We start from the raw sequence: 26,976 nt of genomic DNA on the forward strand, positions 1-26,976 counted from the left end.
TGTACGGGCGAAGCATTTGGAGAACTATTTTTGGCAATGACCGATAATTTATCTTCCAAATGCTTCGCCCCTACTGACTACTGACTACTGTACGGGCGAAGCATTTGGAGAACTATTTTTGGCAATGACCGATAATTTATCTTCCAAATGCTTCGCTCCTACTGACCACTGACTACTGTACGGGCGAAGCATTTGGAGAACTATTTTTGGCAATGACCGATAATTTATCTTCCAAATGCTTCGCCCCTACTGACCAAAATGTTGGAATCCCTGGCTGAGGCTGAGAACTTGGTCGGGGATTTCTGCTTTTTCGTGGTGTAAAATCACTTTTGAGCCTGGGGTAATTGTGCCAATTATGGCTGCACCTGTGCCTAATTTTTGCACTAATGCTAATGCAGGTTCTGGTGGTAAACACAGGACTAATTCAAAATCTTCGCCACCATAGAGGGCATATTTTAATGATTTTTCTGGTTTGAGCCACCCTTCAAAGGCTGATGGTAAGGGTATTTTACTAGATTCTATAACCGCACCGACGTTACTGGCTCGGCAAATTTGTAATATTGCGTCTGCTAAACCGTCGCTGCTATCCATACCGGACATAGGCAGGGGGCAGGGAGCAGGGGGCAGGGAACAGGGGGATATGAGAATTTCTTTGAGGATAGAGATTACATCTAAACGGGGTTTGGGGCGCTGGTGGGCGGTGATTAAGGCTGCCTTGGCTTCAGTTTTGAGGTTTTGAGCTATTTCGGGATGTAAAAGTAATTCTAAGCCTGCACGAGACGCTCCATGTATACCTGTGATGACAATAGCATTTCCTACTTGAGCGGTGGCACGACGGATGATGAAATTGGGGTTAGCTTGACCTAAGGCGGTAATTGCTAAAGTGGTAATGGGCGATCGCACTATATCACCACCAACTATGAGAACATGATACTTTGACAAGCATTCTGTCATGCCCTGATATAGTCGCTCAACCCAATTTACAGTTACATCTCCCGGTAAACCTAATCCCACAGTTATGCCCACGGGAGTCGCTCCCATTGCTGCTAAATCGGATAAGTTAGCCGCCGCAGCCCGCCAACCAGCATCCTCTGGAGAGGTGGTAACATCACTAAAATGCACACCGTCAACGAGCATATCTGTAGTAACTATCAAAGATTGATTTGGTAAGGTTCCTAAAACTGCGGCATCATCACCAATTATATCGGGTGGACAAAAGCGTTGTAATCTTTCTAAAAGACCTTGTTCGCCAATATCTCGAACTCGTAAGCCAGATAAATCACTATTCATAATTAAATGTACTCATTACTTTATGGCAATAGATCCTGATAGTTCAATACCTTCGCCAAATTGAAAAAAGCCTTGATTTGGAGGTTGGGTTGTGGAACGTTAGCGTTGGCAAGCAATAGCATGAAACCCAACGTATTTGTTGAGTCGCGCTGTCGCTTAACCCAACAAAGCAAAAAATGGCGAAGGTATTGATAGTTTGTAAGTAATACCTAAAGATAGATGAAATTTTACTAATCTTAAAATTAATCGTAAACAATCGGACTTATATAGTATAGAATACCCAAATGAGTTTTTTCTGGTGTGTAATGGTGCTATAAAAATGACACTTTCCCTGAAAGATAATTTAAATTGGTTACAAGTGCAACGTTATTCTGAACTCCTGCACGTCTTAGTAGGAAGGACTCTGAAAGTTCGCTACCGGGGTTCTTTTCTGGGGGTTTATTGGTCACTATTAAACCCTTTAATCATGACAGGGCTGTATACTGCCATTTTTGGTGCTACCTTTGCATCTTATTATGGTAACTCCATTATTAACTATATGCTGGCAGCACTGACGGGGCTGTTGGTCATCAATTTTTTCTCGGCTTGCACATCCCAAGCTTTATCCAGCGTGGTCGGAAATGGTGCATTATTAAATAAAATTCGCTTGCCAGTCAGTGTTTTCCCAGTATCAATGATTGCAGCGAATGTATTTCAGTTTTCAGTGGGAGCGTTTCCGTTACTAGCGATTATGACTTTGATTAATTCCCAAAGTCTAGTCAATGTCCTAGCATTAGTATTTCCCTTTCTTGCACTAATTTTAGTTTCTACAGGAGTTGGGTTTTTAGTTAGTGCTTTGTACGTATTTTTTAGAGATTTACCTTACTTTTATGAATTAGTAGTATTTGTAATTTGGATTAGTAGTCCCATATTTTATCCAGCAGCTATTGTTCCCAAGCAGGTAAAACAATTTTTAGGTTTAAATCCCTTATCCCCAATTATTGAAAGTCTGCGTCAGATTACCTTATCAGGTTCTCCACCAGATTTAGGTTTGATTTGGGGGGCTTTACTGAGTGGCATCATTATTTTAACCTTGGGATGGACTTGTTTTCATCTGTGGCGGCATCAATTTATGGATTTGCTCTAACATGACTATCACTTGATAATTGTACGGACTAAATCCTGATAGTTTATAATTAATAAAAGATAGTAATTTATCCCCATAAAATCTATGGCTTTAACCGCACAAGAAATAGAAGCATTAATGCCAGATTGCACTGAACTACTCAGCGACGAACCAGAAATGGAAAGCTCCTTACACTATACACAACTATTAATATTAGTAACTTGTTTAGAATGGTTATGGCGTGATAGAGAAGATTTTTTTATTGGTGCAAATCTTAGTGTTTACTATAGTCGTCAACAGTTAAAAAATCGAGATTTTAGGGGGCCAGACTTTTTTCTAGTCAAAGATACGGAAAAACGTCCACGTCTGTCTTGGGTAACATGGGAAGAAGATGGTAAATATCCCAATGTGATCATTGAATTACTTTCTGATTCGACAGCGAAAGTAGATAAGGGATTGAAAAAACAGTTATATCAAAATCAATTCCGCACTCCTGAGTATTTCTGGTTTTCCCCAAATACCTTAGAATTGGTGGGATGGCGATTAACAGATAGTGAATACAAAAGTATTCCAGCATCAGAAAATGACTGGTATTGGAGTCAGGAGTTAGGTTTATATCTAGGGGTTTGGGAAGATAAGTTAAGATATTTTACTGTTGAAGGAAGATTAGTTCCTACACCAGAAGAAGCTAATTTAGAATAAATTAGAAAAGCTGAATCCGAACATCAAAGGGCTGAATCTGAACGTCAGCGTGCTGACGAAGCAGAAAATAAAGCAGCTATTTTAGCTCAAAAATTGAGAGAACTGGGTGTTGAGCCTGATAGTTTGTAAATAGAGGTGCTTTACTGAGTGGCACAATTATTTTAGGTTGGGGATGGACTTTTTTCATCTGTGGGGACATAAATTGATGGATTTGCTGTAAATGGAAGTAATACGTTTGGATAATGTTTCGCTGTGGAGAAGAACTCAAGAGGAATTTTCCTATGACTTGAAAAAAACGCTCCTATCTGTGGTAGAAGGTAAATATCGGCAACCGGCTAAAAAATTAGTTTTAGATAATATTGACTTAGTGGTTGAAAAAGGCGAAAAAATAGGTATAATCGGTGCGAACGGTTCTGGTAAGTCCACTCTGTTAAAGATAATTTCTGGGATTCTTCAGCCAACAACTGGTACTGTGAGGGTTCGGGGTCAAGTTGCACCTTTAATCGAACTAGGAGCAGGCTTTGATGCAGAAATTTCTGTGATAGACAATATACTTCTCTATGGTGTATTGTTGGGTTTTTCTAGGTCTGAAATGAAAGCGAGAGCGCGTTCTATTTTGGAGTTTGCGGAGTTGGAGGATTATGCTTTAGTTCCAGTTAAGGGGTTATCTTCAGGTATGGTGGCTCGTTTGGGGTTTTCTATTGCTACAGATGTACAGCCAGAAATTTTAATTTTGGATGAGGTGTTGTCTGTGGGAGATGAGGGTTTTAAGAATAAGTGCAAGCAGAGGATGGATCAGTTTTGGGATGATCATTCTACTGTTTTGGTTGTGTCCCATGATTTAGAGTTTGTGAAGCAGTCTTGTCAACGGGGAATATTATTAAAGAAAGGTAAAATCATATTTATTGGAGATGCAGATGAAGCTGTAAAATACTATGTTAAACAGATTTAGTTAGGTATTTTAAGTGATTTTAAACAATGATTGAAAAAAATAATTCTGAAATTAATGTCGATGAGTTAATGGAGAAGATCCGTCAAGAGATACTTAATCGTCAAGGTCACTCTCGGTCTATGGAAACAAAAAATAATGCAGATACAGCAAATTTCATGTCGAATATTAGCTTAAGCATGGGCTATATTGAATCTTTACTGAAAAATGCGGAGTCTAGAGCTTATATTCGGACGAAATGGCCTGACAAACTTAATCGTTTTCCGTTTAATTTAATATCAAAATTACAAAAATTTATCCTCAAAGCCATCAACTTTCTGTTTAAAGACCAACGAGAAGTTAATTTTAATTTAATTCTTTCTTTAAAAGAATCCCTAACGATTAATCACCAACTGATAGCAGAAATCAAAACTCTAAAGACACAAATAGATGATTGCTTAATTACTGTGGATGCTCGCTTTCAAGCAGCAAATGAGCATTTGAATATTGTAGATAATAGCATTCAAGAACTTGATAAGCAAATAGTTGCTGTAGATACTCAATTTCAAGGGATGAATGAGCGTCATTTTAGAAATGACAGTTACCTCAAAAATGATTTAATGCAGCAGAAGCGATTGATATCCTTATTTTTAGAAGAAGCGCGGCAGCGATTACCAGAACCTTTTAATCAAGAACAACTGCAAACCTTTGTTAGTGAAGACGAACATTTACTAGATTCATTCTACGTTGCTTTTGAAGATCATTTCCGAGGTACTCGTGAGGACATTTCATATAGATTAAAAGTATATTTGCCCTTGATTGAAAAAGCAAATGTTGGTACACCAGACACGCCTATTTTAGATGTAGGCTGTGGACGGGGTGAGTGGTTAGAATTGCTAAAGGAATCTGGATATATCTCTAGGGGTTTAGACATCAACAGAGTTATGGTAGAGCAATGCCAGGCTAGAGGTTTGGAGACAATAGAAGCAGATGTCATTAACTATTTGCAATCTTTACCAGAAAATAGTTTGGGCGCTATAACCGGATTTCATATTATTGAGCATCTGCCATTTAAAACATTAATGAGGTTATTTTCTGAAACAGTCAGGGTACTCAAACCCCAGGGATTAGTTATTTTTGAAACTCCAAATCCAGATAATGTGTTAGTGGGAAGTAATACCTTTTATTTAGATCCAACTCATATTAATCCATTACCTAGCCCCACAATCAAGTTTATGGCTGAAATGTTTGGTTTATACAATACTCAAATCATCACACTACATCCCTATCCTGAAAATGCCAAAGTTGATGGTCAAAGTGTAGCTGAACGCTTTAATGATCATTTCTATGGACCACAAGATTATGCTGTGGTAGGGTATAAACATGAGTAAATATAAGATTGCAGTGGTAGTACCACGCATGATCACCGGGGAGATTGGAGGAGCAGAAAGGTTTTTTACAGGTCTGATAAATTCTTTGAATACTCCAACTACATCTGCGAATCTTGTTCAAGTTTTGGTTGATGAATCGAGTTTTGAGACAATACAAGAATCATATTTACGTTGCTACGATTTAGATGTTTCTGATTACGATGCAGTAATTTCTACGAAAGCTCCTACTTTTTTGGTGCGTCATCCTAATCATATATGCTACCTCGTTCATACTATTCGAGTGTTTTATGATATGTTTGAACAGGAGTTCGGTCATGGTAATCAAATTATAAGAACTCAAAGGGATACTATTCAAAAACTAGATACAGGAGCATTAAGTTCACCAAGAACTAAGAAAGTTTTTACAATTGGCAACGAAGTAAGTCAAAGACTACTTAAATGGAATGGTATTAAAAGCGAGGTTTTGCATCCAGCACTAGTATTGGATAATTTTCATCAAGGCAACTATGAATATATATTTATGCCGGGGAGATTACATCGTTGGAAGCGCGTAGATTTAGTAATTAAAGCAATGCGTCATCTTCAGCATCCTATTCGTCTGAAAATTGTCGGTACAGGTGAACAGGAGCAGGAATTACGCGAACTTAGTGGTACAGATGAGCGGATACAATTTTTAGGCAGAGTTTCAGATGAGGAACTTTTGGATTTATATGCAAATGCTTTAGTCATACCATTTGTACCGATACGAGAAGATTATGGCTACGTTACCTTAGAGGCTTTTGCTCATACAAAACCAGTAATTAGTTGTCAAGATTCTGGAGAATGCTTACAGTTCGTTAAAAATGGTATTAATGGTTTTGTGGTTGCTCCTCAAGCAAAGGAAATTGCCAAAGCCATAGAATATTTTATCAATGACCCCGAACAAGCAAAAGTCATGGGGAAAAGGGGAAAGCTTGACATAAGCCACATTAATTGGTCAAATATCTCTCAGAGATTATTGGATGTTCTGCGAGAGTGAAGTTAATAAATATGACTGAAAAACAAATCTTTCAAGTTACTGTCTTAGATATGCAGCCTATTGATCCACCTATTGGCGGAGGGAGACTGCGGTTGCTAGGCTTATATCATGGGATGGGTGAGTATCTTCCCACTACATATATAGGATCATATGATTGGCCGGGAGAAAATTATCGGCATCATCGATTGAGTAAAACTTTAGAAGAAATTGATATTCCGCTGAGTGAGAAACACTTTTCTGAGTGTGCTGAATGGCAGTCACAGGTAGGTGGTAAAACTATTATAGATTCTTGCTTTAATTTGCTAGGGCATCATTCAAGTAAATTTTTGGAGACAGCTAGAAAACAAATAGCTTTATCAGATATTATCATTTTTTCTCATCCTTGGGTATACCCACTAGTCAAAGATCTACTGCGTTCTCGTCCCCAACTTGTTGTTTATGATTCTCAGAACGTCGAAGGTTTATTAAGAACTAGTTTATTAGATGATGGTGATTTTGGCACGGAAATTGCTAAAAACGTAGTGAGTATAGAATACGAACTTTGCCACAATTGTGATTTAATTCTTGCTTGTTCCCATGAAGATAGAGAACTATTTCATAAACTATATAATATTCCTTTCAGGAAAATATCCATTGTTCCCAATGGTGTATTTACCGATAAAATTCAAAATTCAAGTGACAGCAAGCGGAGAATAGCCAGAAAAAAATTAAATATAAATATAGGGAATAGTCCACTTGTGATTTTCATGGGTAGTTCTTATGTACCCAACACTGAAGCAGCAAGATTTATTATTGATAAATTAGCGCGGGAAATGCCTGATGTTAAGTTTGCAATTTGTGGTGGTGTAGGCGATAAATTTAGTCAAGATGAACTGAGTGAAAAAAATATTGATAATGTTATTTTAACGGGTTTTTTAAAAGAAAGTGAAAAACTTAACTATTTAGCTGCATCTGATCTAGCTATCAACCCAATGTTTTCAGGGTCAGGTACAAATATCAAGATGTTTGATTTTATGGCTGCTGGCTTACCAGTAATATCAACACCAATTGGAGCTAGAGGTATCTTTCAAGGATCGGAAACAGCCATCCATATCTGCACAGCAGAAGAGTTTACCAGTAGTATCCAACGAGTTATTAATGATCAAGACTATAGCCAGGTTCTTGGTGAATCAGCTAGAAGTTTAGTAGAAAGAAAGTATGCTTGGCAAAAAATATCCAGCAATTTAGGGCTTTTGCTGCATAGAAATAGACTCAAGCTAGGGGATAATATTCCATTTTTTAGTGTGATTATTCCTACCTATGAAAGACATGACAAATTAGAAACATTGCTGGATTGTTTACAAAATCAAATTTCCCAAGACTTTGAAATTATTATAGTTGATCAAAGTAAAACATTATGGAAACAAAGAGAAAAGTATTCTGATTTAGATATTATCTATATTCATAGTGATATTAAAGGAGCAGTAATAGCTAGAAATACAGCATCTTATTACGCTAGGGGAAAAGTTTTAGCCTTTACAGATGATGATTGTCAACCAAAGCCTGATTGGTTAAATAATGGCAAACAATACTTTGAAGATAACGATATAGTTGGCGTAGAAGGACTGATTATTTCCGATCACCTAAAAGATGATAATTACCGTTCTGTAACCAACTTAGGGTTTGAAGGAATCGGTTTTATGACAGCGAATTTGCTGGTTAGACGAGAAGTCTTTATGGCTGTTGATGGATTTGATGAATCTTTTGACAATCCACATTTTCGTGAAGATACTGATTTAGGGTGGAGAATTTGCCAGTATGGACAAGTCCCTTTTGCTGAAGATGTTTGTGTTTTTCACCCTCCTCATCTTCGCACTGATAAAGGTGAAAGTTCGGCAGAAAGAAACCAGTTTTTTGAAAAAGATGTTTTGTTGATGCAAAAACATCCAGAACGTTACCGAGAACTATTTTTTATGGAGTCTCACTACAAAAATACTCCGGGATTTCGGGAAAACTTTCTCAGAGGAGTCAGGAAGTATAATGTAGAAGTTGATAGTTTTTACTTGGATTGTTTAGGCTCAGAAAAGCCATGAACCAATATTGAGTTATAGATGGTTGATCGTGTTGGGTACTCGCTGTTAAACTTTTCAAGTTATATAAATCTCGTATAAGAGGTTGTTTGAAAACTTTTTCGTGTGGGATCTGATCCCCCTAAATCCCCCTAAATCCCCCTTGAAAAGAGGGACTTTGAGGAATTTAGCCCCCCTTTGTAAGGGGGGTTGGGGGGGATCTCGATTAATTCTGATACTTTTCAAACATCCTCTAAGTAGGTGAACGGAAAAAAACCGTAGACGCGAAGCGGCTTCTCGAAGAGTAATATGTAACGAAAAGTAAAATCGCCCAAACCCTCTTCACTCTTGCCTCTTGCCTTGCCATAAGGACGATTTTCAATGCTAAACTACTTAGTAAAAGGTTGCTTATAGCGTGTTAATGCGATCGCATCTGGATGAATATCAAAAATCGAAAGACAATACCCATATATCATATTTGGTTGATCCTGTCAATGCGTAAACCCTATAAAATATTTATAATTAAAATATGGTGTTATATTTGACAAAATTGTGCTATTCAGTTAAATTAGTTGAAATCTACCGGGAGTGAACGTGAAATTATGACAGTAGCAAGCATCAATTCAGTTCAGGGTCTTTTTATTACCCTCCTGAAAAGTCCAGCAGATACCAAAAATTTGGCTGATTTGACTTCCCAACTGAACAAAGGTGTCGCTATCACCAAAATTGCCACAGACCTAATTGATTCAGCAGCAGGGAAACAACTATTTGGCACATTAAGTAATGCTGATTTGATAGACTACATTTACAGTAATGCTTTCGGTCGAGTTCCTGACAGTGCTGGTAAGACCTACTGGACTGGAAAGTTAGGAACAACACCAGACTCAGCAAAAAAAGCTTCAGTGGTTGCTGATATTATTAACTCTGCTGATTCTGCTGATAAACAGGTTTTCAACAGCAGGGTTGATACCGCTAAAAACACCACTCATCAGTTGTCCGTCCAAGAGCTTTATATTACATTTTTGGGGCGGGCGGCAGAAACAAGTGGTCGGGACTATTGGGTAGGACGTTTGAATAATGGTGCATCCATCGCCGATGTCACCAAAGATATTATCGCTTCAAAAGAGGCGCAGGATAAATATACCGGTTTAGTAAACAGTCAATTTATTGAGCTAGTTTATAGTAATGCCTTCGGTCGGTCAACAGACAAAGAAGGTTTAGATTACTGGGTTGGGAAACTAAATAGTTCAACAAGAGCAGCAGTGGCACTGGAGATACTGAGTGCTGCTAGTGATGCAGATAGAAAAACTTTGAACAATAAGGTGGATGTTGCTCAGGGAATTACTGACAATTTCCAAACACAGTTTGCTTTAACCAAGGAAACTGACAACCTTACAGGTACAAATGGCAAGGATTTGTTCACAGGCGACAATGGTAACGACTTCTTTGCCACTGTCCAACCTGGGGATAGAATTGACGGGGGTGCTGGTATTGATACCTTAAAATACTCCTACAGCAAGGGAATATTGCCTACTCTCCTTAATGTTGAAAAGGTAGAGTTGATTAATTTACTGAGTCCAGTAATTGACTTCAGCCCCGCTGCTGGTTCGGGTCTGGAGGAAGTCACCCTCAAATTTGACCCATTATTTGGTCGCACCGTCACTGGACTACGAGATATTAAGCTCGGTATTGACAACGTTACTAACGACAACAGTATCACTGGTAATTTTGGTAATGGAACAACTGCAAGTGTTTCCCTGACAGATTCTACACTGGATACACTCACCATTCAAGGTGATAAAGTCGCTACGATTGACCTTGATCTGGGAAGTGAGTTTACAGATGGGGTTAATAGGATTGCGACCCTAAATATTCCAACTCTATCTTCTACTGCTACCGGAAGAACACTGAATATTACTGGAGATGCTGGACTAGCTGGCACAGACATTAATAATCCCAACAGTTCTACAACGGTAGCTTTAAACTTAAATACTTCAAATCCTGATGCAGTAACAACTGTAAATGCGAAATCAAACATTGGTGGTGTGAAATTGTTCTTTACGGATCAAGGTAAGGTTAATTTCACAGGCGGTAAGGGTAATGATAGTGTTGGGTTTGCATTCGCCCAATTTGACGATAAAAGTATAGTTGACGGTGGTGACGGCAAGGATACGGTGAGATTTACTGGTGCTAACATTGATGCTACTACCGCCGTCGCAGTTACTGCTATCAACGGTGTTAAAAACGTTGAGGTCTTAGGCTTTGAAACTCCCACAGTCACAGTGGATGCAACTAAGATTACTGCTGTTAAGGAGTATGATTTCGTAGCCAATACTGTCAATCTCAGCGGTGCAGCTACAGGTACTACAGGTAACAAATTCACCTTGAATAATAGATTTAACGCTAACGCTGTTACTTTAAACTTGATAGGAAAGGGTCAAAGTGCCGATTTAACATTGAAAGGAAAAGTTCAAACCCTGAATCTAAACTCTAACGCGGGTACTGACACTGGGACTGAGAAAAATGAGATCACCAACCTGACCACAGATTTTGCTGGGTTAGCTGGTCCCCCTGCGATTCCCGCATTAACAGTTAATGTCACAGGTAACAAAGAACTGAAAATCGCCTCCCCCGTCCTCCCAAGCAACGCAGTCCAAGGCGTTACTATTAGTGCAGGCGCATTTACTGCAAAACTAGAGGCTACTGGTACTGATCAAGACGACACCTTCATAGGTGGTACTGTTGATAACATCTTTAATGGACGTAGTGGTACTAACACCTTCAATGCTGGTCCCGGCAAGAATAACTTTACAGGTGGTAAGGATAAAGACACCTTTAACTTTACCTTTGCCGATTTTAACGCTGATGATAAAGTTGATGGCGGTGACGGCATAGATACGGTAAGATTTACTGGTGCTAACATTGACATTAGTGCAGCCGCCGCAGTTGCTGCTATCAATGCTTTTAAAGGTGTTGATGTCTTAGGCTTTGGAACTCCCACAGTCACCACAGTCACAGTCGATGCAACTAAGATTACTGCTGTTAAAGAGTATGATTTCGTAGCCGATACTGTCAATCTCAGTGGTGCAGCTACAGGTAACAAATTCACCTTGAATAAGACCGCAGATAACGATGTTAATTTAAACTTGACAGGAAAGGGTCAAAGTGCCGATTTAACATTGAAAGGAAATGTTCAAGGAAGTGTTCAAACCCTGATTCTAAGCTCTAACAAGGGTACTGACACTGGGACTGAGAAAAATGAGATCACCAACCTGACCACAGATTTTGCTGGATTGGCCGGTCTTCCTAATGGTCTTCCTAATGTTGCTGCATTAACAGTTAATGTCACAGGTGACAAAGAACTGAAAATCGCCTCCCCCATCCTCCCAAGCAACGCAGTCCAAGGTGTTACTATTAATGCAAACGCATTTGCGGCAAAACTAGAGGCTACTGGTACTGATCTGGATGACACCTTCACAGGTGGTACTGTTGATAACATCTTTAATGGACGTAGTGGTAATAACACCTTCAATGCTGGTGCCGGCAAGAATAACTTTACAGGTGGTAAGGATAAGGACACCTTTATCTTTGCCTTTGCCAATTTTGACGCTGATGATAAGGTTGATGGCGGTGATGGCATAGATACATTGCAGTTCACTGGTGCTGTAACCGTAACTACAACTGCTCAAGCTAAAATTATCAACGATGCCGCCAAACTTATTGAAGTGTTAAGTTTGAATACTGGTACAGTAGATGTTGCGAGTATTACTGCTGCTAAAGAGTATGAAATTGGTCGTGGTGCTGCTGCTAACGTCACTGTTATCGGTGCAACGGAAAGTAATAAGTTCACTGTATTGACCACCGGTAGTACTCTGAATCTTAGCGGGGTAGCACAGAAAGTTGATTTGACATTAAAGGGTGCAGCAGTTACAAACCTAACTTTACAATCCAGCAAAGGAAATACTGATCCTGTTCCATTTAATACAGTAACTCAACTAAAAGCGGATGGTAACCTGAATTTAACAATTCAGACTGCCGGTAATAACCTAGATAGAGATCTCGTACTGGCTGCCCCGACCATCACGGAAGGTTCAGTCTTTAATCTTAATGCAACTGCCTTTACTGCCAAGTTAACTGCTACTGGCGGCGCTGGTAATGACATCTTAATAGGTGGTACTGTTAATGACAGCTTAACAGGTGGTGCTGGTAATGACAGCTTAACAGGTGGTATTGGTAATGACAGCTTAACAGGTGGTGCTGGTAATGACAGCTTAACAGGTAGTGCTGATAGTGACACTTTAACAGGTGGTGCTGGTGATGACATCTTCCGCTATGCCGCATTGACCGATTCTAATGCAGGTACTTTGACAGGTGCAATAACCTTTGATACTATCACTGACTTCAACAAAGGACAGGATAAAATCAGCGTTGTTGGACTAGGATTTAATGCTGCTACTGCTTTAGTTGATGCACAAGTAGCAGTTAACGCAACAAATGCAACAGAAATTAACGCTGCGGTTTTAACCGCTGCTGCTGGTGCAATTGGTGTGAGTAAATTAGGTACTTTTGTTTTAGGAGGTAGCACATATATCCTTGGTAATGACGCTGCTGCTGCAATTACTGGAAATGACCTACTGGTTAAACTTACTGGTGATTTCAGTGGTACCTCAATTCTGGCTACTACAGACTTCATATATGCCTAATTGCAGGCTATGGAGTGGTTGAATTGAATACAATCACCACCATCATGCAAAGGATATCTTTTCCATAGTTTTCTGTAGGGGGCATAATACTTTTATGCCCTTTTTTGTTTTGATACAGCTTTTGCTGAATTATTAATAGAAATTTTGGTAAAATTACCCTTAAGTAAAAATGATTTATAATTTGTTGAATGTTTAAAGTTATTATTGATGTTACTCCAATTGATTCTCAGCCCAGTGGTGTGGGTTTATATGTTTTTAATTTAGTGGAAGCTTTGTCTAAATTAGAACATACAGAATCTTTTGAATTAGGATTAGCTTATCAACCCGGATTAAAAAATTGGTTAAAAGGAAAATTAAATTTCCCAGATAATCTTCAGCCTTATTCAAATATTTATCAGATTCCTATACCTGTTCGTCTTTCTAATCTTTTCTTAGATTATTTACCTCAAATTTTTCCTCATTATCTTCAACCAATTTTAGGAAAACCTAATGTTTTTCATGGAACTAATTATACCGTTTATCCTTATAAAAATATTCAGAAAGTTATTACTATTTATGATTTAAGTTTTATTCGATATCCAGAATATACTAATTCTGTGGTACAACAATATACGAAAAGATTAATTAAATGCCTTCAATGGACAGATTTAATTATTACTATTTCCGAAAGTTCTAAACAAGATATTATTAATTATTTAAAAGTTCCATCAGAGAAAATTTTTGTTACACCCCTGGCTAGTCGGTATAATCCTAACTTTTTATCTATTTTAGATTTAGAAAAAGAAGTTAATAATATAAACTTTAATTTCTCCAAACCTTATCTTTTATTTGTTAGTACCATAGAACCCAGAAAAAATATCAATGCTATAATATCAGCATTTAATTTCTTAAAAAAGAGATATAAAATAGAACATCAATTAGTATTAATTGGTAAAAAAGGCTGGAATTATGAACCAATATTTACAGCTATTCAAAACTCTCCCTCCAAAGATGAAATACATCATCTTGACTACTTATCTAATGAATTAGTAGCATTATTTTACTCAAAAGCTGACGTTTTTCTGTATCCTTCCCACTATGAAGGATTTGGTTTACCTGTATTAGAAGCCATGACGTTAGGTACTCCTGTCATTACCTCTAATACTTCTTCAATTCCTGAAGTTACAGAAGATGCAGCTATACTCATTAATCCTGATGATTATATGCAATTAGCTGAAACTATTCTGCAAGTAATTAGCGATTCTCAGCTACGACAAAACTTGATTAATAAAGGAAAAATAAGAGCAGATTTATTTTCCTGGGAAAGAACAGCAAAAGAAACTTTAAAAGCTTATAAAAGTATTATTTAATAAATATGGTAGATTCTAATCAATTAATCATTAACTTATCTATTCTCTTCTCTCAACCAACAGGGATAAGCAACTATGCTAAAAATCTTTTCCCTTATTTAAAATCTCTTAATCCTACACTCTTAACAGCAGAAAATTATCCTGATTTTAACTGCTATCCAGTTCCAAATAATCTTACTCCTGCGGACGGTACAAAAGGACATTTACGCCGTTTATTGTGGACACAATTCCAACTCCCAAAAATCTATCAAAACCTCAAATCCCAACTTTTATTTTCCCCTATTCCCGAAGCACCTTTATATACCAAATGTCGTTTTATTGTCACAGCCTTTGATATGATACCCTTGCGTTTTCCTAAACGCTTTTCACCATTGACAACATACCATAAATACTATACTCCTGAAGTTTTTAAACAAGCAGAACATATTATTTGTATATCAGAATCAACAGCCAATGATATTATCCAATTTTACCAGATTCCTAGTCATAAAATAACACCAATTCTCTTGGCGGGAGATAACTCACATTTCCAATTCCTCAACCTCCCCACCCGCAATTACTTCCTATATGTTGGTCGTCAAGACCCTTACAAAAACCTGCAAAGACTAATTACCGCTTTTTCCGCACTACCTAACAGAAATGATTATGAACTATGGTTAGCGGGACCCTACGATCAACGTTACTCCCCATTATTAGAAATCCAAACTCAAGAATTAGGAATAAGTCATCTAGTTAAATTCCTTAACTATGTCTCCTATGACGAATTACCAATAATTATTAATCAAGCAATTGCGCTAGTTTTTCCTAGTCTTTGGGAAGGATTTGGTTTACCAGTTTTAGAAGCAATGGCTTGTGGTACTCCCGTTATTACCTCTAATGTTTCCTCCCTTCCAGAAGTTGCAGGAGATGCTGCTATTTTAATTAATCCCTATAATCCAGGGGAAATCACCGCAGCAATGACAACAATTATTAATGATTCAGAAACCAGAAAACAACTTTCAGAAAAAGGTCTAAAAAGAGCAAATCAATTTAGTTGGGAAAAAACTGGACTTGCTACAGTTGAAGTTTTAAAACAATATCTTTGAGTATAAGTACAATTGGTGTACATCCTGATTCTATTGCAAGAGATAAAATCCCCGACTTCTTATAGTAGTCAGATATATTGTTGTTTATAACCAATTTAGGATTGCTATATGATAGAATAGAAGAAATATTGACTAGTGTAACAAAGGAGAAACCCATGAACACCTCCATAGAACTTCCCAGCGGTAAAATCCTCAACATCACCCGATTTATTGCCCTAATTCCCAATAACAATAATATTGATAGTGATTATCAACTAATTTTAGAAGGATACCCTCATCCTATCAATTTAGAATCATCAGATGCTCAAAATCTGAAAATAATTTTGCAATCAAAACTAGATCAAAATACCCCAATTAGCACCCATAAATCAACATGGAATCAACAAGAACAACTCCAAAAATAGCAACTACAAATGTCAAACATTTAAGTCGCTTTGCTGAGGCAAAAAACTGGGTGGATATTCAATTTTAAAACCATTATGTAATACTAAAAGTAAGAATTTTCTTACTTGAGATCAAAACCATGAGAATTACATCCAAAGGACAAGTAACTATTCCCGTAGAAATACGAGAACAATTAGGACTTACACCCAACACAGAAGTAGAATTTGAAATCATCGGAGATGCAGTTTACGTAAAAAAAACCAAAGCGAAACCCAACCCAGGTAAAACTCTCATAGAAATGATGCGAGGTAAAGCTACAGTCAAAATGACCACCGATGAAATAATGGCATTAACGAGACAAGACTAATGAAAGAAATACTCGTTGATAGCAATATAATCTTGGATATTGTTACAGAAGATCCAAATTGGTTTGATTGGTCAGCTAATAAGTTAACTGAATATGCTGAAAAGACAAAACTTAACATTAATCCCATTATCTATGCTGAAGTCTCAATTGGTTTTCAAAAGATAGAAGAACTAGAAGCCATATTACCTATCAAGTTTTTTCACCGTTTAGACCTACCTTGGGAATCAGCATTTTTAGCGGGAAAATGCTTTTTGACACTCTCAGGTCTAAAGACACTGAGATTCTTTAATCAATGAGCCAACTTACAATTGCTGGATTACTCCAACAAAAACAGAGGTCGATTCTCCTAAAGCGTTAATTCCGGTATGCCCTACCGTACTCGATTTTTGTATTTCATTTTTCACCAAATTTAGCTTTCCTAAACTGCAATACTGTTAGGTATGACTACGCACTCAACCAAATTAGTTAAGTTTTTACGTTGTTTAGTTATACTTAAATTATGGAACTTTTAAAAGTATATCACACCTACTGTTACTAGTCAACGAGTTAGGCTAAATATTTTCGCCCGTGTCGCTTATATCTCAGCACGCTTTGTGACTGAGCTTTACGCTTACCGAGTAATCTTGTAAAATATCGTCAACAAGGTGGAACTAAAAAATCTCCTTTACCTGATTTCTACATAGGCGCTCATGCGGTAATTATGGATATGATACTTTTAACCAGAGATGTGAATCGTTACCGCACTTATTTTCCCACCTTAGAACTAATAGTTCCAGAATATTAATAGACATCTCCATGTTTTCGGGCGCAATTATGAGTAAAGACGTTCTATAGAACGCCTCTACCTTGTCCTCAGATGTCTATTTTTGAAATCCTAAACATCAATCTCACTCAATTCACGAGTGATATGATCAAAAGGCTCATCCACAAAAGCAGTATTAGCAATACCAGCAGCCGCTACCTGTTCCTTGACGATACCCTTCATTATCTGAATACCTTGAACAGTTGAACCAATGGGTACACCCAAGGAATTGTAAGTTTCCCTGAGTCCTTGTAATACACGCTCATCAAGAACATTCATATTACCAGCAACTAGCGCATAGGTAGCGTAGCGGAGATAATAGTCCATATCCCGCAAACAAGCGGCAAAACGACGGGTTGTATAAGCATTGCCACCAGGACGAATTAATTCTGGTAGTTCTTCAAATAACTTTGCCCCAGCTTGTTTCACAATTGCGGCAGCATTGGAATTAATCGCTGCTGCAGCTTGAACTCTAGCTGTTCCACTATCAAAGTAGGATTTGAGGGTATCAATGGCATTCCGGTCAAAATAACGCCCGGTTACGTCATAATTCTTAATTAAAGTTGTAACGGCATCACGCATTCTTTTTTCTCCCAATCATGAGTTATCTATGATTTGATATTAATTTGGTTGCCATGAAGCACCAACAAGATTCCGTGCCAATTCACATAAAATAGACACTGGCACAAAAACTATCCATCTGCTATCTAAGGATTTTATGCCAAAGTTGACCCCTGATCATGAATTTTCTAGTTTTGTACAGATTAAGAAAGAAAGGTTAACATAACCTGTAATCCAGACAATCTGTAACAAACATGACAAAATCATGTCAAGTTAACTATTTACGATATTCCAGGTAGTGTATGACAACTTGGGTTAGCGTAACAAGGTGAGGATGCTTGGGCAGACTCTGGGTTTATATTAGGTAATTGGCTACATCAGGAGTAAAGTAAAAATGACAACCCCAAAAGAAATCTTGAAGAAGATTCAAGACGAAAAAATTCAGATGATTGATCTGAAATTCATTGATACACTGGGAACTTGGCAACATTTGACCATGTACCAAGACCAGATTGATGAAAGTTCATTCTCTGACGGTGTACCTTTCGACGGTTCTAGTATTCGGGGTTGGAAAGGTATCGAAGAATCTGACATGACCATGGTGCTTGATCCTAACACCGCTTGGATTGACCCATTCATGAAAGAGCCAACTCTCAGTATCATTTGTAGTATTAAAGAACCACGTACTGGCCAATGGTACAACCGTTGTCCTCGCGTTATTGCCCAAAAAGCGATAGATTATCTAGCTTCTACTGGACTTGGTGATACAGCTTTCTTTGGTCCTGAAGCTGAATTTTTCATTTTTGATGATGTCCGTTACGACCAAACCACCAACTCCGGTTACTACTACGTTGATTCTGTAGAAGGTCGTTGGAACACTGGTAGAGAAGAAGGACCTAACCTGGGTTACAAAACCCGCGTCAAAGAAGGTTATTTCCCAGTTCCTCCCACTGACAGCTTTCAAGATATGCGGACAGAAATGCTGCTAACCATGAAAGATTGTGGCGTACCCATTGAAAAGCAACACCATGAAGTTGCGACTGGTGGTCAGTGCGAACTTGGTTTCAAATTTGGTAAGTTGATTGAAGCCGCTGATTGGTTGATGACTTACAAGTATGTGATCAAAAACGTGGCTAGAAAGTATGGCAAAACCGTCACCTTCATGCCAAAACCCATTTTTGGCGATAACGGTTCTGGTATGCACTGTCACCAATCTATCTGGAAAAATGGTCAGCCCCTATTTGCAGGTGACAAGTACGCTGGTATGAGCGAAATGGGACTTTACTACATTGGTGGTATTCTCAAACACGCTCCAGCACTGTTGGCAATCACCAACCCCACTACCAATTCTTACAAACGCCTTGTACCTGGTTATGAAGCACCTGTAAACTTGGCTTATTCCCAAGGTAATCGTTCTGCTTCTGTGCGGATTCCTCTTTCTGGAGACAACCCCAAAGCCAAGCGTTTAGAATTCCGTTGTCCAGACGCTACTTCTAACCCTTACTTGGCTTTTGCGGCTATGCTTTGTGCTGGGATTGATGGTATCAAAAACAAAATTCATCCTGGTGAACCCTTAGATAAAAATATCTATGAACTTTCACCAGAAGAATTATCTAAGATTCCTTCTACTCCTGGTTCTTTAGAATTGGCTTTGGAAGCTTTGGAAAATGACCACGCTTTCTTAACTGAAACTGGCGTTTTCTCTGAAGACTTTATCCAAAATTGGATTGACTACAAGGTTGCTAACGAAGTTAAGCAAATGCAATTGCGTCCACATCCTTATGAATTCTTCTTGTATTACGATTGCTAATTACAACAATTACTAACGTACAACTAGTGAATTTTTTAGCCACCCTCTGGGGTGGCTTTCTTTTTCACTTAACTCATAGTCGCTTGGCTACGTCCATAAAGCGTCTGAGTAGCTGCATCCATTTTACCTTGAATGGGATTCCAGTAGTGAGATATTCCTTCATGCAAATTAAGTTCCTGTGCAGCCCGCATCAACATGGATTGTTGACGATTCTTAGCTTGCTGATGTTGACGTACCATTGATTGACGGGCTTTTTCTTGAATAGACATGACACTACCTCCCTGTATTTATTTACTAAGGAATAATTTACTATTCCCTGCGATCTGATGATAACACAAAAATCTGTAGTTTACGCTACAGAATCTTAAATGAATAGGATTGATATGATTATATCTCCTCTATCCTGCTTGCATTTTCGATGAGAACATAAAAATCTGTAGCGTAAACTACAAAATGATATTTTTGTTATAAAACTTCATGAAATTGGTCAGTTGTCAGTTGTTAGTTGTCAGTTGCAAAAGAATATTTCTCTCCCCTACCCCTCCTACTCCCCTACCCCTCCTACTCCCCCTACTCCCCTACTCCCCTACTCCTCCACTAGGGATAAATCAAAATCTTATAAGTTTCCGCGGTGGGGGCGATCGCTTGGTCTACGGCTTGTGATAAATTTTGGAGGGGATAGCGATCGCTAATTAAGGCTTTCACATCAATGCGACGATTAAATACGATGTCCGCAGATAGGCTTTGCAGGCGGTAGGATGAGCTATAACTGCCCATTAAATCTATTTCCCGACGGTAGAGAGTATTGGGGTTAATGGGGATGGTTAACTCGTCTGGGAACTCTGCAAAGAAGAGAATTTTTCCACCTTTGCGAGTGCAGTCTAAAGCTTGGAAAAATGCTTTGTCACTGGGAACAGCTAACAAGGTGACATCAACACCCATTCCCCCAGTTAAAGCTTGAATTTTGGTAGATAAATCAGCGTCACGGGCATCAAAAGCCGCTTCTGCACCTACTTCCAGAGCCTTTTCAATTCTAGATGGTAAGAGGTCAGTAGCGATCGCTTTTGCTCCAAAATACTTCACCAACATCATAAACATTAACCCAATTGGACCTGCACCAGTTACTAATACAGTTTGTCCCGGTGCAATTTGAGCTTTTTTCACCGCTTTTAAACAGCAATTAGTGGGTTCAACAAAACTCGCCTCCTCAAAACTGATATCATCAGGAATGGGAATTAAGCCACCATTTTCGACAATGTGACCTGGAACTTTCACATACTCCGCAAAACCGCCACCACTGGCGTTAAAACCTGCGGTAGTCGAGATATTTTTATAAACATCGCACATGGAGAAATTATCATTTAAACAGTAAGCGCAACGCATACATGGTATATGGTGCATCACCGCTACCCGTTGTCCTACTGTCCACCCTTTTACCTGTGAACCAACAGCCGCAATAGTTCCAGCGGTTTCATGTCCAAATATGCGTGGCGGTTCATACAAAGGATAACGAATCTTTTTAATATCGGACTGACACAAACCCACAACCCGCACCTGTACTAGCACTTCGTCTGCTTCTAGGGTAGGAACTGGGATTTCCTCGTAGGATAATTGATTTACGCCTCTAAATACTTGTGCTTTCACGTTGGTTTTCCACTATTCAACGTTACTAGATTTAACATTTTGTGGGTGAGGTTAAGTTATGGAGTTTTATCTTTCTGTCTTTTAGCTTTTTCTAATTGTGTTTCTAAGCTTTGTTCAAAAATTTGGAATGCTTCAACATCTGCTGATGAAAGATATCCCCCGATTTCGCCATTTTCAAGTCTGAGAATCTCATCACGATTGTCTTTAGCAGTAATTGTTAAAATTTCCCCTTTTTGCCAGAGGCGATATCGCGTACCCTCATAGTATCGCCCACCCTCTGGTGCTACTATACCTAGTATATTTAATACTTTTTTGGCAGTTTGCACAATCTCGCCGGAATAAAATTGGCAGCGAATAGTATTCGTATAACTCCGCTTCAGCAGCACGCATCAAAGTATCACGTAAGGGCATGGGGTAGATGACACAGGAATCTAAAATTACAGAGAGTACCATTTTACTGATCTAATTCACTACTTTCATCATCATAGAATCCCTCTGCTTCCAAAAACTGAGTAAATTGCTTAATTCCTTCCCGACGCTTAGTATCTCGTTCTTCCTTATATTTCATTAAATCATCAAACCGGACACGCCGATGTGTTCCCACTCTAATACAAGGAATTTCACCTTGATCTAATAACTTAATCAGGTAAGGACGGGAAACTTTGAGAATGTCTGCGGCTTTTTGTGTTGTTAGTTCTCTATCCTGAATAACTACAGATATTACTTTACCTAATGCCAGTGCATGAACAGCTTGATGTAAAATCTGATAAACCGATTCGGGAATGGGAATTTCTTGACCGTCTACTCCTACTAATTTTGGTTGAGCGCCTTCAAGCTGGAGTATACTTTCAAGATGCTTGATAGATGATTTTTCCGGTTCTTGAGCCATAACTGACTCTAAAGGAGGGTTTTGCTCAGTGATAGTCTTCATAATGAATATATTTTTGATATATACATCATATATTTTATATCCTCTAAACGCAATATCCGCAACAGAAATCAAATAAAACATACTTTGTGAAACGTTGTGACAAAGCAATAGATTTTGGACAAGTTTATTTTTTGTACATTTTTATTGAGAAGCTAGATAAAATCTTGTAAATTCTCATCACAATTTGACATATCTGTAAACGAAAATACAGTTTAACAAATGATTTGTATGGGAGAATATAGGTAAGAAAATAATTATTTTCACCTAAAATATAACTGCAATTCTCAACCAAAATATACATCATCATAATAATGGCAAAATGCCGTTATTTTCCATTTCCTATGAGATATCATCAAAATAACTGGCAATAATATATCTTCTATGCTTGTGAATTTCCAGGTTAAATATAATTACTAATTGCTGTAGTCAAATCTAGGTTTATTTATAAATTTTATCATGCAGATGCACCATATAGATTATGATCTGCTGTCTAAATCCCGATTGTTCAAATCCTCAAAATCCAAATAATCATCAAATTTGTCAAACTTGTCACACTCCGTTAGTGCCACTTTTGAGAAATCGGTTTCGTGTACTCCGTGTTCTTTCTGATGAAGGCGGATTTGGCAGAACTTATATATCAGAAGATATTGATAAATTAAATGAATTATGTGTAGTTAAACAACTAGCACCAAAATTTCAAGGTACTTGGTCACAAAAAAAAGCAATTCAGCTATTCTCAGAAGAAGCAAGACGACTTCAAGAATTAGGAGAACATCCCCAAATTCCCACATTAATAGCTTATTTTGAACAAGATAATTGTTTATATTTAGTACAACAATTTATTGATGGTCAAAATTTATTTAATGAATTAAAATCTCGGAGAATTTATCAAGATTGGGATATTCAATCTATTTTATTAGATTTATTACCAATTATCAAATTTGTGCATCAACATGGGGTAATTCATCGTGATATTAAACCAGAAAATATTATTCGTCGAAAATCTGATGGGAGATTAACACTTATTGATTTTGGTTCTTCTAAACAGTTAACTGCACAAGTACAGCGAAAAAATGGTACTTCTATCGGTTCCCATGGTTATTCTCCCATTGAACAAATTAGAGATGGAAAAGCCTATCCTGCAAGTGATTTATTTGGTTTGGGTGCGACTTGTTTTCATCTATTAACAGGAATTTCTCCTTTTCAATTATGGATGGAATATGGTTATGCTTGGGTAGGAAATTGGCGGCATTATTTACGTTTTCCTTTGAGTTTAGAATTAGCAGAAATTATAGATAAGCTACTACAAAAAGAAATACAGGATCGTTATCAATCTGCTGATGAAGTAATTAGAGATTTGATGAAAAAGCATACTCATATTCTACCAGCAGCGAATCATACAATTATAGAATCACCTAGAAAAAATTCTCACCCACATTCATCAAAATATATTTGGGTTAGAAATTTAATTTTCATCTTGGGGATAATTGTTTTTTTTGCATTAGCAGAATCTGGTTATCGAGAATTTCGCAAGTTAAAAACTAATTTTTCTTTTAGTTGGAGTCAACCTCGCAATAGTCCACCAATATCTGAAATATCAGCAAAAAAATTATCTTTAGTCAATACTTTTTCTGGACATAAAAGCAAAGTTTTGTCAGTGGTTATGAGTCCAAATGGTAAACTGATTATCAGTAGTGGTGATTGCGAGAAAAGTAGTAATAGTCAATGTCATAATATTAAATTATGGGATGTCATAACAGGTAAAGAAATTACCAGTCTCCAGGGACATTCCCAAAATGTTAATGCAGTAGCTATAACTGCTAATGGGAAAACTTTAGTTAGTGGTAGTGATGATAAAACTATTAAAATTTGGAATTTAGAAACAAATCAATTAATTCACACCTTAAAAAGTCATACTGATGCAATTCATAGTTTAGCTATTAGTGGTGATGGTAAAACTTTAGTTAGTGCTAGTGATGATAAAACTATCAAAATTTGGAAGTTAACAACAGGTAAGCTAATTCGTACTTTAATTGGTCATAAATATTGGGTACGTTCTGTAGATATTAGTCCTGATGGTGTCACCTTAGCAAGTGGTAGTTTTGATAAAACTATTAAATTATGGAATATTAATCAAGAAGAACCGATTCAGACTTTAAGTACCAGTTCACAAACAGTCATAGCTGTGGCTTTTAGTCCTAATGGTAAAATTTTAGCAAGTTCCAGCCGCAACCGCACAATTAAATTATGGAATCTACAAACCCTACAAGAAATTCGGACTCTCATGGTAGAAGATAATAGTGTTAATACTATTGCTTTTAGTCCTGATGGTCAAATTTTAGCAAGTGCTGGACGAAATATTTCTGAAGAACAAATCTATCACACCATTAAACTCTGGAACGTGGCTACAGGAGAGGAAATGCTAACATTGACGGGACATAGTAATGCTGTTATCTCCCTTGCTTTTAGTGCTGACGGGAAGTTTTTAGTTAGTGGTGGTGAAGATAATTTAATTAAAATTTGGCAGATTCCAGTCAATAATGACGAAAATTTTTCCCGTCGAGGTTTGGTACTTGATAAAACTAAATTTCGGTAAGTAGGTGAACGGAAAAAACCAAACTGTGTAAAGAAACGTAAAATCGCTGAAAACTTCTTTACTCTTGCCTCAAGCCTAGTGCTATAACGACAATTTTCAACGCCAACCAAAAAAAGATTGTCGTCAACAGATAAACTCACTTATAGAGATAAATACTGGACGCTGATATCAAACCAGAGGCGGAAGGTAATTGAGCAGTAAACGTGATATAGATAATTGTGAGCAAAATTATGGCAGACTGGCAAATAATTACTGGTGGTGTGACAGCAGCGCGGGGGTATAAAGCTTCGGGAATTACAGCAGGACTGAAAGCTTCGGGATTACCGGATTTAGCTTTAATTGTATCAGACGTGGAAGCGATCGCCGCAGGTGTATTCACCACTAGCCAAGTTAAAGCAGCCTGTGTAGATTACTGTCGTCAGGTATTACAAGGGAAACATAGTGCTAGAGCCATCCTTTGTAATGCAGGACAAGCTAACGCCGCAACAGGTGAACAAGGGATTAAAGATGCTCAAGAAAGTGCAGATTTATTAGGTCAAGAATTGGGTATTAACCCAGAATCCATTTTATTAGCTTCCACTGGCGTAATTGGTCAACGGATTAAAATGGATATTTTGCGGGGTGGTATCCCCAAAGTAGTTGCAGAACTATCAGAAACAGGTTCAGACGCAGCCGCAGGAGCAATTGTCACCACAGATTTAGTGACAAAATCCATAGCCTTAGAAACCATTATCCATGACCGTCCAGTGCGAATTGGTGGGATTGCTAAAGGTTCAGGGATGATTCACCCCAACATGGCGACAATGTTAGCCTTTGTTACCTGTGATGCAGCAGTCTCTTCCACGCTTTGGCAACAAATGTTAACCAGAGCAGCGGATAGAAGCTTCAATTCTATAACAGTTGACGGTGACACAAGTACAAATGATTGTTTAATTGCTTTAGCAAATGGTCAATCTCGCACCCCAGCAATTACCGAAATGGGGGCAGAGGCACAGAAACTAGAAGCTATGTTAACTTATGTGTGTCAGCATTTGGCGAAAGCGATCGCTCGTGATGGCGAAGGTGCAACTTGTTTAATAGAAGTCCAAGTCACTGGCGCTCACGATGAATTATCAGCCCGACAAATCGCCAAAACCATTGCCGGGTCATCTTTAGTCAAAGCTGCCATTTTCGGTCATGATCCCAATTGGGGACGGATTGCTGCTGCTGCTGGACGGGCTGGAGTCCCCTTTGAACAAGAAAACCTCTCTGTTAAATTAGGGGATATTTTACTATTTGAAAATGGTCAACCTTTACCCTTTGATAAAGCCGCAGCTAGTGCATATTTAAAAGCAGCAGCTAATGGTGAATATCTGCAATCAGACACGGTGTTAATTTCCGTCGGTGTTGGTAATGGTCATGGAACAGGTCAGGCTTGGGGTTGTGACTTGAGTTATGATTACGTAAAAATTAACGCTGAGTATACGACCTAAAAAAATCGGCGTTGCTGCTTAACTTTTAGTTGCAACGCCAATAGTTCTTAATCTGAGTTGAGGTTTGACAATGCCGCTATAATATTTTTATTATCAGCAATACTCAACAGCCATGATTCAAACTTTATCTAAAGTTACTACCTTTGAAGAATTTGTCGCGGGGCTTCCTGAAAATTCCGGGGTACGTTACGAACTACATAATGGGAATATCATTGAAATGGTACAACCGGTAGGAGAACATGAAGAAGTTAAAGGGTTTTTAGGTGTAGAAATTCCCTTTGAAATTAAACGTCTGGGATTACCCTATGGTATTCCTAACCAAGTTATAGTTAGACCAGAAGGTAAAGATTCTGGTTATTTTCCAGATGTGTTGGTGCTAAATCGGGAAAATTTGGTAAACGAAAAATTATGGAAAAAAGAATCTATTCTGAGTAATGGTGCATCTATACCTTTGGTGATTGAAGTTGTCTCAACTAATTGGCGTGATGATTACCATTTAAAATATGCTGATTATGAGGAAATGGGAATTTCTGAATATTGGATTGTAGATTATGCAGCTTTAGGTGGCAGGAATTTTATTGGTAATCCTAAACAACCCACAATTTCTGTTTGTAATTTGGTTGATGAAGAATATCAAATTAGTAAGTTTAGAGATCATGAACGGATTATTTCCCAAACTTTTCCTGAATTAAATATTACAGCAAATCAAATTTTTCAAGCTTATTGACAATAAAATCATGAATAAATTTTTCCGTCACATAAGTAGGTTGGCGTTGAAAATGGTCGTTAT

Annotated in this window: 21 protein-coding genes and 1 pseudogene; 16 read left to right on the forward strand and 6 right to left on the reverse strand. The window is 37.9% G+C overall.

The features are described 5' to 3' along the window. Positions 1–246 precede the first annotated feature (246 nt). On the reverse strand, positions 247–1,290 hold the full coding sequence (thiL, locus tag HGD76_RS19175; RefSeq protein WP_168696710.1) for a thiamine-phosphate kinase: 1,044 nt from the start codon (positions 1,288–1,290) through the stop codon (positions 247–249). A gap of 319 nt (positions 1,291–1,609) precedes the next feature. On the opposite strand from thiL, the gene HGD76_RS19180 reads away from it, so the two are divergent. The 12 genes and pseudogenes from HGD76_RS19180 (at position 1,610) to HGD76_RS19235 (ending at position 16,666) form a co-directional block, all read left to right on the forward strand. Continuing rightward, positions 1,610–2,416 (forward strand): ABC transporter permease, encoded by an 807-nt coding sequence (locus tag HGD76_RS19180; RefSeq protein ID WP_168696711.1) that lies wholly within the window; start codon positions 1,610–1,612, stop codon positions 2,414–2,416. An 84-nt stretch (positions 2,417–2,500) separates the two neighbouring features. Next, positions 2,501–3,226: pseudogene (locus HGD76_RS19185) on the forward strand (Uma2 family endonuclease). 91 nt (positions 3,227–3,317) lie between these two features. Continuing rightward, complete coding sequence (locus tag HGD76_RS19190; RefSeq protein ID WP_168696712.1) at positions 3,318–4,049, forward strand: ABC transporter ATP-binding protein; 732 nt, start codon at positions 3,318–3,320, stop codon at positions 4,047–4,049. A gap of 26 nt (positions 4,050–4,075) precedes the next feature. Next, positions 4,076–5,416 (forward strand): class I SAM-dependent methyltransferase, encoded by a 1,341-nt coding sequence (locus HGD76_RS19195; RefSeq protein WP_168696713.1) that lies wholly within the window; start codon positions 4,076–4,078, stop codon positions 5,414–5,416. Continuing rightward, on the forward strand, positions 5,409–6,434 hold the full coding sequence (locus tag HGD76_RS19200; protein WP_168696714.1) for a glycosyltransferase family 4 protein: 1,026 nt from the start codon (positions 5,409–5,411) through the stop codon (positions 6,432–6,434). Before HGD76_RS19195 ends, HGD76_RS19200 begins: the two co-directional genes overlap by 8 nt. Positions 6,435–6,445: 11 nt before the next feature. Beyond that, the gene (locus HGD76_RS19205; protein WP_168696715.1) at positions 6,446–8,506 is read left to right on the forward strand and encodes a glycosyltransferase; all 2,061 of its coding nucleotides are present in this window, start codon (positions 6,446–6,448) and stop codon (positions 8,504–8,506) included. A 578-nt stretch (positions 8,507–9,084) separates the two neighbouring features. Further along, the gene (locus HGD76_RS19210; RefSeq protein WP_168696716.1) at positions 9,085–13,185 is read left to right on the forward strand and encodes a beta strand repeat-containing protein; all 4,101 of its coding nucleotides are present in this window, start codon (positions 9,085–9,087) and stop codon (positions 13,183–13,185) included. 188 nt (positions 13,186–13,373) lie between these two features. Next, positions 13,374–14,534: a glycosyltransferase family 4 protein gene (locus tag HGD76_RS19215; protein ID WP_168696717.1), complete on the forward strand. Its 1,161-nt coding sequence runs from the start codon at positions 13,374–13,376 to the stop codon at positions 14,532–14,534. Positions 14,535–14,539: 5 nt separating this feature from the next. Then, positions 14,540–15,619, forward strand: coding sequence for a glycosyltransferase family 4 protein (locus tag HGD76_RS19220; RefSeq protein ID WP_168696718.1), 1,080 nt, complete (start codon positions 14,540–14,542; stop codon positions 15,617–15,619). A gap of 155 nt (positions 15,620–15,774) precedes the next feature. After that, the gene (locus tag HGD76_RS19225) at positions 15,775–16,023 is read left to right on the forward strand and encodes a hypothetical protein (protein WP_233466932.1); all 249 of its coding nucleotides are present in this window, start codon (positions 15,775–15,777) and stop codon (positions 16,021–16,023) included. 119 nt (positions 16,024–16,142) lie between these two features. Continuing rightward, positions 16,143–16,370 (forward strand): AbrB/MazE/SpoVT family DNA-binding domain-containing protein, encoded by a 228-nt coding sequence (locus HGD76_RS19230; protein WP_015080357.1) that lies wholly within the window; start codon positions 16,143–16,145, stop codon positions 16,368–16,370. Continuing rightward, positions 16,370–16,666, forward strand: a complete 297-nt coding sequence (locus HGD76_RS19235) for a type II toxin-antitoxin system VapC family toxin (RefSeq protein ID WP_051155181.1) — start codon at positions 16,370–16,372, stop codon at positions 16,664–16,666. Before HGD76_RS19230 ends, HGD76_RS19235 begins: the two co-directional genes overlap by 1 nt. A gap of 578 nt (positions 16,667–17,244) precedes the next feature. Here the strand turns inward: HGD76_RS19235 and apcB are convergent. Further along, complete coding sequence (gene apcB, locus HGD76_RS19240) at positions 17,245–17,754, reverse strand: allophycocyanin subunit beta (RefSeq protein ID WP_015080356.1); 510 nt, start codon at positions 17,752–17,754, stop codon at positions 17,245–17,247. A gap of 373 nt (positions 17,755–18,127) precedes the next feature. Here apcB and glnA point away from each other — a divergent pair, with 373 nt between their 5' ends. Then, positions 18,128–19,543, forward strand: a complete 1,416-nt coding sequence (gene glnA / locus HGD76_RS19245) for a type I glutamate--ammonia ligase (RefSeq protein WP_015080355.1) — start codon at positions 18,128–18,130, stop codon at positions 19,541–19,543. Between the two features lie 68 nt (positions 19,544–19,611). On the opposite strand, the gene gifA is transcribed toward glnA, so the two are convergent. The 4 genes from gifA to HGD76_RS19265 form a co-directional block, all read right to left on the reverse strand. Beyond that, positions 19,612–19,812: a glutamine synthetase inactivation factor IF7A gene (gifA, locus tag HGD76_RS19250; RefSeq protein ID WP_015080354.1), complete on the reverse strand. Its 201-nt coding sequence runs from the start codon at positions 19,810–19,812 to the stop codon at positions 19,612–19,614. 328 nt (positions 19,813–20,140) lie between these two features. After that, positions 20,141–21,187 carry a zinc-dependent dehydrogenase gene (locus tag HGD76_RS19255; protein WP_168696719.1) on the reverse strand — a complete coding sequence of 349 codons (1,047 nt, stop codon included), beginning with the start codon at positions 21,185–21,187 and terminating at the stop codon, positions 20,141–20,143. Between the two features lie 56 nt (positions 21,188–21,243). Beyond that, positions 21,244–21,513 carry a hypothetical protein gene (locus tag HGD76_RS19260; RefSeq protein WP_168204474.1) on the reverse strand — a complete coding sequence of 90 codons (270 nt, stop codon included), beginning with the start codon at positions 21,511–21,513 and terminating at the stop codon, positions 21,244–21,246. A 128-nt stretch (positions 21,514–21,641) separates the two neighbouring features. Beyond that, the gene (locus HGD76_RS19265) at positions 21,642–22,118 is read right to left on the reverse strand and encodes a helix-turn-helix domain-containing protein (protein ID WP_168696720.1); all 477 of its coding nucleotides are present in this window, start codon (positions 22,116–22,118) and stop codon (positions 21,642–21,644) included. Positions 22,119–22,596: 478 nt separating this feature from the next. On the opposite strand from HGD76_RS19265, the gene HGD76_RS19270 reads away from it, so the two are divergent. From HGD76_RS19270 to HGD76_RS19280, 3 genes are all read left to right on the forward strand, one after another. Beyond that, positions 22,597–24,714: a WD40 repeat domain-containing serine/threonine-protein kinase gene (locus HGD76_RS19270; protein WP_168696721.1), complete on the forward strand. Its 2,118-nt coding sequence runs from the start codon at positions 22,597–22,599 to the stop codon at positions 24,712–24,714. 230 nt (positions 24,715–24,944) lie between these two features. Beyond that, a complete protein-coding gene (gene argJ / locus HGD76_RS19275; protein ID WP_148765779.1) occupies positions 24,945–26,186 on the forward strand; it encodes a bifunctional ornithine acetyltransferase/N-acetylglutamate synthase in 1,242 nt (413 codons plus the stop codon). 112 nt (positions 26,187–26,298) lie between these two features. Next, positions 26,299–26,913, forward strand: coding sequence for a Uma2 family endonuclease (locus HGD76_RS19280; RefSeq protein WP_168696722.1), 615 nt, complete (start codon positions 26,299–26,301; stop codon positions 26,911–26,913). The last annotated feature ends 63 nt before the right edge of the window (positions 26,914–26,976 follow it).

The organism is Dolichospermum flos-aquae CCAP 1403/13F (genome assembly GCF_012516395.1).
GTDB classification, from domain to species: domain Bacteria; phylum Cyanobacteriota; class Cyanobacteriia; order Cyanobacteriales; family Nostocaceae; genus Dolichospermum; species Dolichospermum lemmermannii.